Annotated in this window: 14 protein-coding genes; 9 read left to right on the top strand and 5 right to left on the bottom strand. The window is 71.2% G+C overall.

The genetic code is table 11. The annotated features are described in order from the left end of the window. The 5 genes from F8274_RS02785 to F8274_RS02765 all read right to left on the bottom strand — a co-directional run bounded on the left by F8274_RS02785 (nt 1) and on the right by F8274_RS02765 (nt 4707). Nucleotides 1-729, bottom strand: a complete 729-nt coding sequence (locus tag F8274_RS02785) for an ABC transporter ATP-binding protein (RefSeq protein WP_151460677.1) — start codon at nt 727-729, stop codon at nt 1-3. Next, the gene (locus tag F8274_RS02780; RefSeq protein WP_151460676.1) at nt 722-1540 is read right to left on the bottom strand and encodes an ABC transporter ATP-binding protein; all 819 of its coding nucleotides are present in this window, start codon (nt 1538-1540) and stop codon (nt 722-724) included. The genes F8274_RS02785 and F8274_RS02780 overlap by 8 nt, the downstream gene beginning before the upstream one ends. After that, nucleotides 1537-2574 (bottom strand): branched-chain amino acid ABC transporter permease, encoded by a 1038-nt coding sequence (locus F8274_RS02775; RefSeq protein WP_151460675.1) that lies wholly within the window; start codon nt 2572-2574, stop codon nt 1537-1539. Before F8274_RS02775 ends, F8274_RS02780 begins: the two co-directional genes overlap by 4 nt. Next, nucleotides 2574-3467, bottom strand: a complete 894-nt coding sequence (locus tag F8274_RS02770; RefSeq protein ID WP_151460674.1) for a branched-chain amino acid ABC transporter permease — start codon at nt 3465-3467, stop codon at nt 2574-2576. Before F8274_RS02770 ends, F8274_RS02775 begins: the two co-directional genes overlap by 1 nt. A gap of 64 nt (nt 3468-3531) precedes the next feature. Continuing rightward, complete coding sequence (locus F8274_RS02765) at nt 3532-4707, bottom strand: branched-chain amino acid ABC transporter substrate-binding protein (RefSeq protein ID WP_151460673.1); 1176 nt, start codon at nt 4705-4707, stop codon at nt 3532-3534. A 204-nt stretch (nt 4708-4911) separates the two neighbouring features. Here F8274_RS02765 and F8274_RS02760 point away from each other — a divergent pair, with 204 nt between their 5' ends. Genes F8274_RS02760 through F8274_RS02720 form a run of 9 tightly spaced genes read left to right on the top strand, consistent with a single transcriptional unit; the run spans nt 4912 to nt 13726 of the window. Next, nucleotides 4912-5820, top strand: a complete 909-nt coding sequence (locus tag F8274_RS02760) for a dihydrodipicolinate synthase family protein (RefSeq protein ID WP_151460672.1) — start codon at nt 4912-4914, stop codon at nt 5818-5820. 3 nt (nt 5821-5823) lie between these two features. Then, nucleotides 5824-6828 carry a proline racemase family protein gene (locus F8274_RS02755; RefSeq protein WP_151460671.1) on the top strand — a complete coding sequence of 335 codons (1005 nt, stop codon included), beginning with the start codon at nt 5824-5826 and terminating at the stop codon, nt 6826-6828. A gap of 49 nt (nt 6829-6877) precedes the next feature. Beyond that, nucleotides 6878-8251, top strand: a complete 1374-nt coding sequence (locus F8274_RS02750) for an aldehyde dehydrogenase (RefSeq protein WP_151460670.1) — start codon at nt 6878-6880, stop codon at nt 8249-8251. Next, complete coding sequence (locus F8274_RS02745) at nt 8251-9537, top strand: aconitase X catalytic domain-containing protein (RefSeq protein WP_151460669.1); 1287 nt, start codon at nt 8251-8253, stop codon at nt 9535-9537. The genes F8274_RS02750 and F8274_RS02745 overlap by 1 nt, the downstream gene beginning before the upstream one ends. A 4-nt stretch (nt 9538-9541) precedes the next feature. Continuing rightward, a complete protein-coding gene (locus tag F8274_RS02740) occupies nt 9542-9970 on the top strand; it encodes an aconitase X swivel domain-containing protein (protein ID WP_225853566.1) in 429 nt (142 codons plus the stop codon). Then, the gene (locus tag F8274_RS02735) at nt 9967-10902 is read left to right on the top strand and encodes an ornithine cyclodeaminase family protein (protein ID WP_151460667.1); all 936 of its coding nucleotides are present in this window, start codon (nt 9967-9969) and stop codon (nt 10900-10902) included. The genes F8274_RS02740 and F8274_RS02735 overlap by 4 nt, the downstream gene beginning before the upstream one ends. Continuing rightward, nucleotides 10895-12046, top strand: coding sequence for an FAD-binding oxidoreductase (locus F8274_RS02730; RefSeq protein ID WP_151460666.1), 1152 nt, complete (start codon nt 10895-10897; stop codon nt 12044-12046). The genes F8274_RS02735 and F8274_RS02730 overlap by 8 nt, the downstream gene beginning before the upstream one ends. Continuing rightward, nucleotides 12043-12318, top strand: coding sequence for a (2Fe-2S)-binding protein (locus F8274_RS02725; RefSeq protein ID WP_151460665.1), 276 nt, complete (start codon nt 12043-12045; stop codon nt 12316-12318). Before F8274_RS02730 ends, F8274_RS02725 begins: the two co-directional genes overlap by 4 nt. Further along, on the top strand, nt 12302-13726 hold the full coding sequence (locus tag F8274_RS02720) for an FAD-dependent oxidoreductase (RefSeq protein WP_225853565.1): 1425 nt from the start codon (nt 12302-12304) through the stop codon (nt 13724-13726). Before F8274_RS02725 ends, F8274_RS02720 begins: the two co-directional genes overlap by 17 nt. Nucleotide 13727: the final 1 nt, after the last annotated feature.

Here is a 13727-nt window from a genome sequence, read left to right as displayed (position 1 = left end):
TCAGGCCCCCAGGTACGCCTCGACCACGCGGGAGTCGCGCGCGAGCTCGCGGGCCGCTCCCTGCAGGGTGATCACACCGTTCTCCACCACGTACGCGCGGTGAGCGATCTTGAGTGCGGCACGGGCGTTCTGCTCGACGAGCAGCACCGAGGTGCCGTCGGCGTTGATCCGGCGGATCAGTGCCATGATCTGGGCCACCACGAGTGGTGCGAGCCCCATCGAGGGCTCGTCCAGCATCAGCAGTCTCGGCCCGGCGACCAGCGCGCGACCGACGGCGAGCATCTGCTGCTCGCCGCCGGACAGGTTCCCGCCCTGCTGGCTGCGCCGCTCGGCGAGCCGGGGCAGCAGGGCGTAGACCTCGTCGATCCGGCGGCTGACCGCGGCCTTGTCGTTCACCAGGTAGCCGCCGAGTTGGAGGTTCTCGTGAACGGTCAGCCGGGAGAAGATGCGGCGCCCCTCCGGCACGTGCACCACCCCGGCGCCGACGATCTCCCAGGGCTTGGCCGTGGTGATGTCCGTGCCGAACGCGCGCACGGTGCCGCCGGTGGACCGCACCACGCCGGAAACCGTGGCGAGCGTACTGGTCTTGCCCGCGCCGTTGTTGCCGAGCAGAGTGACGATCTCGCCCTCGCCGACGGTCAGGGTCAGGCCCCGCAGGGCGTGGACGCGGCCATAGTGGACGTCGAGAGCGTCGATGTCGAGTGCACAGCGGCCGGCGGCGTCACTCACGGCTCATCATCTCCTCGCTCGTGGCTTCCTCCTCGTCGTCCTTGCCGAGGTACGCCTCGATCACGTCCGGGTTGCGGCGTACCTCCTCGGGGGTGCCGTCGGCGATTTCCCGGCCGAAGTTCAGCACGACGATCCGGCGCGACACCTGCATGACGAGATCCATGTCGTGCTCGATGAGGACGATGGCGGTGCCGAGCCCACTGATGCGGTGCAGCAGATCGAGCAGTTCGGTCTTCTCGCCGTAGTTGAGGCCCGCGGCGGGCTCGTCCAGCAGGAGCACCGTTGGCCGGCGGGCGAGGGCGCGGGCGATCTCGACGCGCCGCTGCTCGCCGTACGGAAGGTTCCGCGCCAGGCCACCGCGGTCACCGCGCAGGCCCACGAAGTCGAGCCACCGGTTCGCCTCGTCGGTCGCCTCCCGTTCGGAGCGCCGGAACCGCGGCGTGTGCAGGAGCGCGTCGAGGGCGTTCTGCCGCAGCCGCAGGTGCGTCCCGGCGCGGACGTTGTCGAGCACCGTCAGCTCGCCGAACAGGCGCAGGTTCTGGAAGGTGCGCGACGTCCCCCGGGCCGCGATCGCGGACGGCCGCAGGCCGGTGATGTCCGCGCCGTGCAGCGTGATCGAGCCGCCGGTGGGCTTGTAGAAGCCCGTGATGCAGTTGAACGCGCTGGTCTTGCCGGCACCGTTGGGTCCGACGAGCGACAGGAGGTCGCCTTCGTTGACCTGGAAGCTCAGCCCGTCAACGGCCTTCACGCCGCCGAAGTCCAGGTGCAGATCCTGCACCCGCAGGAGCGGTGCGGTTCCTCCCGTGCTCACGGCACTACCTCCTTCGCCTTGCCCGCGTCATGCTTCTCGGCCTCGCGCAGGTCACGCCGGGACTGCCGTTCCACGGCGCGTGCCGGCCACAGCCCCTGCCGGCGGAAGATCATCACTACGATGAGCAGGATCCCGAATACGAAGTACCGGTAGTCCGCGGCCTCCCGGAGAAGCTCGGGCAGCACGCTGATGAAGATGGCGCCGAGCACGACGCCGGGCGTCGACCCCATGCCACCGAGCACGACGGCCATCAGGATGAGGGCCGACCACAGGAAGGTGAAGCTCGGTGGGGAGATGGCGGACAGCTGGGCGCCGAAGAGGATGCCGGCGAGGCCGCCCCAGATGGCGCCGCCGATGTAGGCGGCGAGCTTCACCCGGTACGTGTTGATGCCCATCGCCTCGGCGGCGTCCTCGTCCTCGCGGATGAACCGCCAGGCGCGTCCGAGCCGGCTGCGTCCGAGCCGCGCCGCGCCGAGGACGGCCAGGGCGACGACGACCACACAGGTGTAGTAGAGGCCGACCGGGCCGCTCAGGTCGATCCCGAGCAGCGTGATGCCGGGGATCCCGTAGATGCCGGACGGCCCACCGGTGATGGTGAGGTTGTTCGCCGTGATCCGGATGATCTCCCCGAAGCCGAGCGTCACGATCGCCAGGTAGTCGCTGCGCAGCCGCAGGGTGGGCCCACCGATCACGATGCCGGCGACCACCGCCGCGACGATGACGACGGGCACCGTGGCCAGCAGCGGCCAGCCGTACCGGGTGGCGAGGACTCCGCTGACGTAGGCGCCAATGGCGAAGAACGCGGCGTACCCGAGGTCGAGCAGGCCGCAGTAGCCGACGACGATGTTGAGGCCGACCGCGAGCATCACGAAGAGCAGCGCGGAGGTCATGACCGACAGGGCGTAGTTGGTCGCGGTGATGAACGGCGCCAACGCCGCCACGGCCAGTCCGATCAGGCCGAGGTAGCGGTTCTGCTGGAGCCGGTCGAAGAGGGCGCTGGCGCGGGTGGGTGACGTCGCGAAGTTGGTGGTCATCAGACACGCTCCGTAACGCGCTCGCCGAGGATGCCGGTCGGGCGGAGCGTGAGGAAGATGATGAGGAAGCTGAAGGCGAAGACATCGCGCCACTGCCCGCCGATCCAGGCGGTGCCGATCGACTCGAGCAGGCCGAGCGCCAGGCCGCCGAGCATCGCGCCCTTGATGTTGCCGATGCCGCCGATGACGGCCGCGGTGAACGCCTTGAGCCCGATGATGAACCCCATCAGGAAGTCGATCTTCCCGTAGTAACCGCCGGCCATCACGCCGGCCGCGCCGGCGAGGGCGGAGCCGATGAAGAAGGTGCGCGCGATGACGGCGTCGACGTTGATGCCCATGTAGAGGGCTGCCGTCGGGTCCTGGGAGATGGCGCGCATGGCCCGCCCGGTCCCGGTCCCCATGACGAGCCACTGGAGGCCGGCCATCAGCAGGACCGCGATCAGGATGAGGCTGGCCTGCTGGATGGTGATCCGGGCGCCGAGCACGTTGACCGAGTCGCCCGCCAGCCGGACCGGGTAGACCTCCGGGTTGGGCCCGGCCACCAGGCGCATCCCGTACTCGATCGCGAACGAGGCGCCGACCGCGGTGATCAGTACGGAGAGCCGGGGCGCGCCGCGCAGGGGACGGTAGGCGATCCGCTCGAGCAGCAGGCCGGCCGTTCCGGTCACCAGCATCGCGATGATCAGGACGATGAGCAGCGCCACGAAGCCGAGGCCGGTCGCCAGCCCGCCGGCGACGCTCAGGACGCCGAAACCGACGAACGCACCGAGCATGTACAGGTCGCCGTGGGCGAAGTTGAGGAGCCTGATGATGCCGTACACCATCGTGTAGCCTAGGGCGACCAGGGCGTAGAACGATCCGACGAAGAGACCGTTCCAGAGGAGTTGGGTCATGGGAGCCCTCCGGGGAACGCCCCGGCGGCGCGCTCCTGGGAGGGCGCCGCCGGGAACAGGCGGTCTACTGCAGGGTGTCCTTGAGGACGATCTTGCCCTTCTCCACCGTGAGGATCTGGAAGCCACCGCTGGAGAGCGTGTGGTCGGGCGTGAACTTCAGCGGCCCGGAGAACAGCTGGAAACCGTCGATCCCCTCGAGTGCCTTGATGACGGCGCTGCCGTCGGTCGAGCCGGCCTGCTTGACCGCCTCGGCGGCCACCCGCACGGCGTCGTAGGCCTGGGTCGAGTACGGACCGGGGGCGGCGCCGAACTTGCTCTTGTAGTCCGCGATCCACTTGTCGGCGCCCTGGATCGTCTCCGGGGTCTGCGTCATGGTGGCGAAGACGCCTTCGGCGGCCTCGGAGCCGGCGATGTCCACCAGCTTCTGGTCGACCGAACCGTCGGCGACCATGACCTTGCCGGTGTAGCCGGCCTGCCGCAGCTGACGGATGATGAGGCCACCCTCCTGGTAGTAGCCGGTCCAGTAGATGAAGTCCGGCTGTCCCTTCAGGATGGCGGTGACGTTGGCGCTGTAGTCGCTCTCACCGGCGGTGACCGACTCGCGTCCGGCGAGCGCCGGCGAGCCGGTCAGCAGCTTGGCGGTGGTGTCGGCGATGTCCTTGGAGTAGCTGGTGTTGTCGTCCATGAGGGCGACCTTGGTGGCGCCCACCTTCTTCATGAACGTGAACGCCGCATCGGACTGCTGCGCGCCGGTGCCGTTGATCAGGAAGACGTTCTTCTTGTGCTGCTTGACCAGTTCGTTGGAGTTGGCGGCCGGGATGAGCATGGGCACGTCGGCCTTCTCGAAGATCGGCAACGTCGGGAGCGTCGCACCCGAGCAGTAGCCGCCGACCGAGATCTTCACACCCGCGGTGACCAGCTTGTTGGCGCCCGCCGTGGCGCTCTTCGCGTCGCAGGCCTCGTCCTCGACCTTGAGCTCGAGCTTGCGCCCGTCGACGCCACCCTTGCCGTTGATCTCGTCGACGGCGAGTTGCGCCCCGTTCTTCATGTACGGGCCGATGGCCGAGCTGCTGCCGGACAGCGGAGTCAGCATGCCGAGGACGATCGGCCCCTTGTCCGACGACTGCTCGCCCCCTCCCGAGGCGAGCCCGTTGCCACAGGCGGAGAGCATCATGGCCGCAACCGCCGCGCCGCCCACGAGGGCGACTCGCGACAGCCGGCGGGTCAGGTATGCCGTCATTGCCAAACCCACTTCCCTCAAGGGCCGCCATGCGGACGGCCCAGGTAGCCACTGGTAGCACTGCTGTGTGACGTAGCACTGCACTATGGCACAGGACACATCGTCGCTCTAGAGGTGCTCGTCGGGGTGTTATCGACGCGTGACTTGAGCCCGGCGGACGGTTGTGTAATATTTTACTGACCGTCACGAAAGGGGCTTTCCGAGATGACTGCTTCCCCCGCTGCCCGTACCCGCCCCTGGCGCGGCGTGCTCGTCGCGACCGCCCTGCCCTACCGCGACGACCTGTCCGTCGACTTCGACGCCTACGCCGACCACGTGCGGTGGCTGGCCGAGAACGGCGCCCACGGCGTGACCCCGAACGGATCCCTGGGCGAGTACCAGGTGCTGACCGCTGAGGAGCGTGCGAAGGTCGTCGAGGTGGCGGTCCAGGCCGCACCCGAGGGCTTCGTCGTCATGCCGGGCGTGGGCGCCTACGGCGCCCTGGAGTCGCGGCGCTGGGCCGAGCAGGCGGCCGAGGCCGGCGCGCAGGCCGTCATGGCGCTCCCCCCGAACGCCTACCGCACGGACGAGCGGGCCGTCCTGGAGCACTACCGCGAGATCGCCAAGGCCGGCCTGCCGGTGACCGCGTACAACAACCCGATCGACACCAAGACCGACCTGACGCCTCGGATCCTCGCCACGCTGTACAACGAGGGCCTCATCGTGGGCGTCAAGGAGTTCAGCGGGGACGTGCGCCGGGCCTACGAGATTTCGGAACTCGCGCCCGGACTGGACCTGATGATCGGCACCGACGACGTCGTGCTCGAGGTCGGCATCGCGGGCGCCAAGGGATGGGTCGCCGGATACACGAACGCCTTTCCCCGCTCGACCGTGGCGCTGTACGAGGCCTCGGTGGCAGGGGACCTGGAGACCGCGCTGCCGCTGTACCGGCTGCTGCACCCCCTGCTGCGCTGGGACTCGAAGACCGAGTTCGTACAGGCGATCAAGCTCTCCATGGACATCGCCGGCCGTCACGGCGGCATCTGCCGGCCGCCGCGACAGCCGCTGACCGCCGAGCAGGAGCAGTCGGTCCGCGCCGCGACCGAGGCAGCCCTCGAAGCCGGACTGGCCTGAGCCATGCGGGCCCGCCGACTACTGCACGCCGTCGACTCGCACACCGAGGGCATGCCGACCAGGGTCATCACGGGCGGCGTGGCACCACTGCCCGGCGCCACCATGATGGAGCGCCGGCGCTGGTTCCTCGACAACAGCGATGACCTGCGCACCCTGCTGATGTACGAGCCACGCGGGCACTCCGCCATGTCCGGAGCGATCCTGCAGCCGCCGACGCGGCCCGACGCCGACTGGGGCGTGCTCTACATCGAGGTGTCCGGCTGCCTGCCAATGTGCGGACACGGCACCATCGGGGTCGCCACCGTGCTGGTGGAAACCGGCATGGTGGAGGTGACCGAGCCGGTCACGACGATCCGCCTGGACACGCCCGCCGGCCTCGTGGTCGCGGAGGTCGCCGTCTCCGACGGCGCGGCCAGGGCGGTCACGATCCGCAACGTACCGTCCTACTCGCAGCAGTTGGACGCGACGGTCGAGGTGCCCGGTTTCGGGACGGTCCGCTACGACCTCGCCTACGGCGGCAACTTCTACGCCATGGTCCACCTCGACGACCTCGGCCTGCCGTTCGACCGGGGACACAGGCAGGCACTGCTGGACGCCGGGCTGGCGATCATGGAAGCGATCAACGAACAGGACCGCCCGGTCCACGTCGACGACCCCGACATCAGCGGATGTCACCACGTACAGCTCATCGCTCCCGGCTCGGACGCCCGGCATTCGCGCCACGCGATGGCCATCCACCCGGGTTGGTTCGACCGGAGCCCGTGCGGTACCGGCACGAGCGCCCGCATGGCGCAGCTGCACGCGCGTGGCGAGCTGGCGTTGGACGTCGACTTCGTCAACGAGTCCTTCATCGGGACGCGCTTCGTCGGCCGGCTCGTCGAGGAGACCCGGCTCGCCGGCGGCGTCACCGCAGTGGTGCCGACCATCACCGGGCGCGCCTGGCTGACCGGCACGGCACAGTACTTCCTCGATCCGGACGACCCGTTCCCGGCGGGTTTCCTGCTGTGACGTGACCTCGTCCCCACCCGGCCCACGTACCGATGCTGAGGGAGCCTTCGTGATCAAGAGCTACTCACCGCACGCACCCGAGGACCTCGTCGCCGAGGCACCCGTGACCACCGCCGACGAGGTGGCGAAGGCGTTTGCCCGCGCTCGCGCGGCGCAGGCCCAGTGGGGGCGCGGCCCCGCGGCCGCCCGGGCGCAGGCCCTGTCCGACGCTGCCGACGCGGTGGCGGCAGCATCCGACGAACTGAGCCGACTGGCGGTTCGCGAGGTCGGCAAGCCCCTCGGCGAAGCGCGCGGCGAGGTGGCTCGGGCGGTGGCCATCCTCCGCTACTACGCCCAGCAGGTGTACGACCCGGTGGGCGCGATGCACGAGCCGTCGGCCCTCGGCCTGCTCTTCACCCGGCGGCGACCGCTCGGCGTCGCCGGGCTCGTCGCCCCGTGGAACTTCCCCATCGCCATCCCGCTGTGGAAGGCCGCACCGGCACTGGCGTTCGGCAACGCCGTGGCGCTCAAGCCGTCGCCGGACGCCACGGCCACAGCGCTGCGGCTGGCCGCCCTGCTCGACGAGGTGCTGCCCGAGGGACTGTTCACGGTCCTTCCCGGCGACGGCGACACCGGCCGGGCGATCGTGGCCGAGGCCGACGTGGTGTCGTTCACCGGGTCCACGGCGGTCGGTGGCGACGTGGTGCGCTCGGCCGCGGCCCGCGGGGTTCGGGTACAGGCGGAGATGGGCGGCCAGAACCCGGCGATCGTCCTGCCCGACGCCGACGTGGAGTCCACCGCCAGGCAACTCGCCGCGGCCGCGATGGGATTCGCGGGCCAGAAGTGCACGGCGACCAAGCGGGTGATCGTCGTCGGGGACGTCGCGCCGATGCGTGACGCCCTCGTCGCGGCGATCGAGGCGCTGGGGTTCGGCGACCCGGCGCAGGCGACGACCGCGGTGGGGCCGGTCATCAACGAAGCCGCCCGGGACAGGGTGCTGGCCGCCGCCGGCAGCGCGACCGCGGCCGGGGCCCGTCTCCTGACCGGCGGCGTGGCGACCGACGACCCCGGCTGGTTCGTCCGCCCGACCCTGCTCGAGGACGTCCCCGCCGGCCACCCGCTCTCGTGCGACGAGGTGTTCGGGCCGATCGCCACCCTGCAGGCGGTGCCTACGCTCCAGGAGGCGGTGGCGGTGGCCAACGATGTTCCGCAGGGACTGGCCGCCGGCGTGTACACGCGCGATCTCACCGCCGCGCTCGCGACGGCGGACGCGTTGGCCGCCGGCCTGGTGAAGGTCAACGCACCGACCACCGGGGTCGACTTCTACCTGCCGTTCGGCGGCGAGAAGGCATCCAGTGTCGGCGGCCGCGAGCAGGGCAAGGCCGCGCAGGACTTCTTCACCTCGCTCCACACCGTGACGCTGGCCCCGGGCGAAGGAGCCTGATGCCCGGCGACGACGGCCTGGTCCTCACGGCCGAGGAACAGTCGATGCTGGCCGGAGAGCAGGGCCCGGCCACCGCGATGTGCATGCGTCTGATCGTCGGGGTCGCGCGCGCGAACGGGGCCGAACGACTGGTGCCGATCGAGTCGGCGCACGCCGATGGCTGCCTCTACCACGGCGTGGCAGGGCTGGAGTTCACCGAGCGGCTGGTCTCCCTCGGCGCCCGGGTGCGGGTGCGCACGACGCTCAACGTCGGCTCGCTCGACCTCCTGCATCCCGGACTGGTACGCGCCGACCCCGAGGTGGCCGAGAACGGCCGGCGCCTCATGGACGCGCACGTGGCGCTCGGCTGCGAGCCGATCTGGTCGTGCGCGCCGTACCAGTCCGGCCACCGCCCGACAGAAGGCAGCCACGTGGCGTGGGCGGAGTCGAACGCCATCGCCTTCGTCAACTCGGTACTCGGGGCGCGCACGGACCGGTACGGCGACTTCATCGACATCGCCGCCGGCGTTGCCGGCCGGGTCCCCTACTCCGGCCTGCACCTGACGCGAAACCGCGCCGCCGCGCTGGTGCTCGACTTCTCGGCGGTCCCCGCCGCGCTGCTCGACGACGACGTCGCCTGGCCCGCGATCGGGGCGCTGCTCGGCGAATTCGCCGGAACCCGGGTCGCGGCGCTCACCGGCCTGCCGGGCGACCTGAACGACGGCGGGGTCACCGAGGACCGGGTCAAGGCGCTCGGCGCGACCGCCGCGTCCGCCGGCGGCGTCGCGCTGTTCCACGTCGTGGGGATGACACCGGAGGCACCGACGCTGGACGCGGTGCTCGCGCCCGAGGCCACCACCGTGCCGGTGACGGCACACGACCTCAGGCGAGCGCGCGAGCGGTTGAGCACCGCCGCCACGACGTCACTCGACGCGGTCAGCCTCGGCACCCCGCACTTCTCGCTGTCCGAGTTCGCGGCGCTGGCGCGCGAGTTGCGGGCCGGCCCGTCGTTCAGCTCGTCGGTTGACGTGTTCGTGTCGACCAGCCGGGCCGTGCTGGCCCAGGCGGAGGCACGCGGGTACGCCGACACCGTGCGCGATGCGGGAGGCCGCATCCTCACCGACACGTGCACGTACGTCACGCCCGTGCTGAACGACGGGATCCGCACCGTGATGACGAACTCGGGCAAGTGGGCCTGGTACGCGCCGGCGAACCTCGGCATCGACACCGTATTGGGAAGCCTGGCCGAGTGTGTCGCCTCGGCGAGAGCCGGGACGGTGGTGCGCGATGAGCGGCTGTGGGGATGACCCGGTGACACTGTCCGGCCGCTCCCTCCACCCGGGACAGGCGAACGGCGTCGTGCTCACGCTCGACGAACCGCTCTCGTTCTGGGGCGGGGTCGACCCGCGCGGAGTGATCGTCGACGCCCACCATCCGCAACGCGGCTCCACGGTCGCCGGGCAGGTCCTCGCGATGCGGGCCGGGCGCGGCTCCAGCTCCTCGACGGCCGTGCTCGCGGAGCTGATCCGGTCGGGGCATGCGCCGGCGGCCCTTCTCCTGGCCGAGTGCGACGCGATCCTGGTGATCGGGGCCCTCGTCGCCGCCGAGATCTACGGCACCACGCTGCCCATCGTGCAGCTCGCCCACGACGACCTGGCACGACTGCACACCGGCACCCGAGCCGCCGTCCTTGCCCACACCGCACCCCTCGCGGCGAGCGTGATTGCGACAAGCCGATGACCGCGGCACTGCCGTACCTCGACGAGGCTGACATCTTCGGCCTGGTGCCGTTCGCCGATGCCGTCGCCGCACTGGCGAAGGCCCTGTCCGGCGGGCTCGACCCGCAGGCGTCCCTGCAGCGCTCCATCCACGACGTGGAGCACGGACATCTGCTCCTGATGCCCGCCGAGACCGCGGCCGTCGTGGGAGTGAAGCTGAGCACGGTGGCTCCGGGCAACGCTGACCGCGGGCTCCCACGCGTCCAGGCGCTGTACGTGCTCTACGACCGGGTCACGCTGGCGCCGGTGGCGCTGCTGGACGGCACAACCCTGACGACGTTGCGAACCCCCTCCGTCTCCGCGGTCGCGATGGACCACCTCGCCGCGCGCGAGGCGCGACACCTGGTCGTGTTCGGCTCCGGCCCCCAGGCGTGGGGGCATGTGGAGGCGCTGCGAGCCATTCGCCCCCTCGACAGGGTCACGGTGGTCGGCCGGGACCCCGACCGCGCGGCGGCCCTGGCGGCCAGGGTCCGGGACAGCGGTCTGCACGTGCGCGTGGGCAGCCACACCGACGTCGCGGACGCGGACGTGGTGGTATGCGCCACCACCGCCCGCCAGCCGCTCTTCGACGGCCGCCGGTTGCGCCCGGGAACTTGTGTCGTCGCGGTGGGCTCCCACGAGCCGGACGCCCGTGAACTCGACGACGCGACGATCAGCTCTGCCGAACGGGTGGTGGTCGAGTCCCACGGCGTCGCCCTGTGCGAAGCTGGCGACATCATCCAGGCCGTACGCGCCGGCGTCGTCCGCGAGGACAGCCTCATCGAGCTTCGCGACGCGGTACACCTGACACCCACCACCGGTTCGTCGGTCTTCAAGAGCGTCGGCATGGGCTGGCAGGACCTCGTGGTGGCCGATCTGGCCCACCAGCGCTGGACGGAGAGACGGCATGCCTGACGTGGTCATCGTCGGTGCGGGCATCGTGGGGGCCGCCTGCGCCTACTACGCCGCGCGCGAGGGACTGTCGGTGACCGTCCTCGAACGGGGAAACCTGGCCGGCGGCACCACCAGCCGCGGTGAGGGCAACATCCTCGTCTCGGACAAGGAGCCCGGCCCCGAACTGAACCTGGCTCTGGCATCCCGTACGCGCTGGCGGGAACTGGCCGCCGAGTTCGGCCCCGACCCGTTCGAACTCGAAGAGAAGGGTGGCCTGGTCGTGGCCACCTCGGATCCGGGTGCCGCAGCACTGACCCGGTTCGCCGAGGGGCAACGGGCCACCGGCGTGGAGACGGTCGCGGTGAGCGCGGACCAGCTCCACGACCACGAGCCGAACCTCGCCCCGGACCTGCCCGCTGGAGTCCTCTACCCCCAGGACATGCAGGTACAGCCGGTACGTGCGGCGGTGTCACTCCTCGCCGCGGCCCGGTCCCTCGGCGCCACGGTGGCCTGCGGCGAGGAGGTCGTGGCGGCCGAACGGGGTCCGGACGGGCGCGTCACGGCGGTCCGGACGCGCACCGGCAGGTATCCCACCGACGCGGTCGTCAACGCCGCCGGAACCTGGGGTGGTCAGGTCGGCGAGCGGCTCGGCGCGCCGATCCCGATCCTCCCCCGCCGCGGGTTCATCCTGGTGACCGAGCCGCTGCCCCGGGTGGTCCGGCACAAGGTGTACTCCGCCGACTACGTCGAGAACGTCGCGTCCGACGTCGCCGGGCTGGAGACGTCCACCGTCGTCGAAGGCACCCAGGGCGGAACGGTGCTCATCGGCGCGAGCCGGGAGCGGGTGGGGTTCGACGACACCATGTCCGTGGAGGTGCTGCGGCGGCTGGCCGCGCTGGCGGTACGCCTCTTCCCCTTCCTCGCCGACGTGAGGCTGATGCGGACCTACCACGGGTTCCGCCCGTACTGCCCGGACCACCTGCCGGTCATCGGTGCGGACCCCCGGGTCCGCGGGATGTTCCACGCCTGCGGGCACGAGGGCGCCGGGATCGGTCTCGCCCCGGCGACCGGCAGGCTGATCAGCCAGATGCTGACCGACGGTCAGCCGGACATCGACCCCTCGGCGTTCGCGCCATCGAGGTTCGCGCAGGTGACCACAGGATGAGCCAGCCACACTTCTCCTTCGACGGCAGCCAGATCCCCTTCCGGCCCGGGCAGAGCGTGGGCGCCGCGTTGACCGCGGTCGGGGTGCGGTCGTGGCGCAGCACCCGAGGCGCCGGCCGCCCGCGGGGGTTGTTCTGCGGTATCGGCGTGTGCTTCGACTGCCTCATCGTCGTCGACGGGCGCCCGAACGAACGCGCCTGCCTCCGGCTCGCCGAGCCGGGCATGGAGGTCAGCACGCAGGAAGGAACCGGTCACGGTGACCTCGAAGTCTGAGCGGAGGTTCGACGTGCTCGTGGTCGGCGCCGGGCCGGCCGGGCTGGCCGCCGCGACCAGCGCCACCCGCGCCGGCGCGCGCACGGCCATCGTGGACGCCGGTGTGGCGCCCGGCGGCCAGTACTGGCGCCACCCGGCACCCAGCGAGCACGGCGTGAGCGCCGCCGAGGTGGCCCACCTTCATCACGACCTGGCGACCTACCACCGTCTCGTGGCCGGACTCCCGGCCGTTGCCCAGTTCTTCCAGCACCACGTGTGGACGGTCACCCGCGACCGGCGCGGCTTCGTCGTGCACCTGGTCGACCGGACCGGTGGCGGCGAACAGGCCGTCGAGCTGCACAGCCGCCGGCTCGTCCTGGCCCCGGGGGCGTACGACCGTCAGATCCCGTTCCGCGGTTGGGATCTTCCGGGCGTGATGACGGCGGGGGGTGTGCAGGCTCTGCTCAAGGGTCACGGCGTCGTTGCCGGACAGCGGGTGCTGGTGGCCGGAACCGGCCCCTTCCTGCTTCCGGTCGCGGCCGGCCTGGCCGAGTCGGGTGCGCGCGTCGTGGGTGTTCACGAGGCCGCCTCCCCGCCGGCGTGGCTGAGCGAGCTCGGCGCCGTGATCCGTAACGTCGGCAAGCTCGGTGAGGGCGCCGGCTACGCCCGGGTGCTGGCGCGGCACCGCATCCCGGTCCGCGCCCGGTCCGTCGTGGTCTCCGCCCACGGCACGGACGCCGTGGAACGGGTCACCACCATGCGGTTGGACCACCAGGGACGGGTGGTACCCGGAACTGAGCGCACCGTCGCCGTCGACGTGCTGGCCGTGGGGTGGGGTTTCACCCCGCAACTGGAGCTGCCACTGGCGCTCGGCTGTGCGACGCGCGTGGATGTCGACGGGTCGCTGGTGTGCGAGGTCGACGACGAGCAGCGCTCATCGGTCGAGGGCGTCTTCGTCGCGGGCGAAGCCTGCGGCGTGGGCGGCGCCGCGCTGGCGACGGTGGAAGGCCAGATCGCCGGTGCCGTCGCGGCGGGCGCCTCGTCGGTCGCACCACGGCTGCGCCGCTCGCGGGCGGCGCTCCGCCGCTTCGCGCAGGCGATGCACCGGTCCCACCCGGTGCCGCCTGGCTGGGTGGACCGGTTGTCCGACGACACGACCGTCTGCCGCTGCGAGGAGGTTCCGTTCGGGGCACTGCGGTCCATGCAGCAGGACCTCGTCGGGCACGACGGCCGGTCGGCGAAGATGCTCACCCGGGTCGGCATGGGTTACTGCCAGGCACGCACCTGCGGCTACGCCGTCAGCTGCATCCTCGGTCAAGAGCCCTCCGGCACCTCCGGCTTCGCCGAACGCCCCGTCTCCTCTCCCCTCACCCTCGGCGCGCTGGCAACTTCCTGCCCGACGGAGAACGATCCGCCGCCAGCTGAGTGAG

Source organism: Micromonospora sp. AMSO31t (genome assembly GCF_008868175.1).
Classification (GTDB): Bacteria; Actinomycetota; Actinomycetes; order Mycobacteriales; family Micromonosporaceae; genus Micromonospora.
The sequence above is the reverse complement of the archived record's forward strand: the minus strand, read 5'-3'. Positions and strand labels throughout refer to the sequence as shown.

Coding starts and splice junctions, on each gene's coding strand:
- F8274_RS02775 (WP_151460675.1), bottom strand. CDS start 2,574: ATGACCACCAACTTCGCGACGTCACCCACCCGCGCCAGCGCCCTCTTC.
- F8274_RS02770 (WP_151460674.1), bottom strand. CDS start 3,467: ATGACCCAACTCCTCTGGAACGGTCTCTTCGTCGGATCGTTCTACGCC.
- F8274_RS02765 (WP_151460673.1), bottom strand. CDS start 4,707: ATGACGGCATACCTGACCCGCCGGCTGTCGCGAGTCGCCCTCGTGGGC.
- F8274_RS02760 (WP_151460672.1), top strand. CDS start 4,912: ATGACTGCTTCCCCCGCTGCCCGTACCCGCCCCTGGCGCGGCGTGCTC.
- F8274_RS02755 (WP_151460671.1), top strand. CDS start 5,824: ATGCGGGCCCGCCGACTACTGCACGCCGTCGACTCGCACACCGAGGGC.
- F8274_RS02745 (WP_151460669.1), top strand. CDS start 8,251: ATGCCCGGCGACGACGGCCTGGTCCTCACGGCCGAGGAACAGTCGATG.
- F8274_RS02735 (WP_151460667.1), top strand. CDS start 9,967: ATGACCGCGGCACTGCCGTACCTCGACGAGGCTGACATCTTCGGCCTG.
- F8274_RS02730 (WP_151460666.1), top strand. CDS start 10,895: ATGCCTGACGTGGTCATCGTCGGTGCGGGCATCGTGGGGGCCGCCTGC.
- F8274_RS02725 (WP_151460665.1), top strand. CDS start 12,043: ATGAGCCAGCCACACTTCTCCTTCGACGGCAGCCAGATCCCCTTCCGG.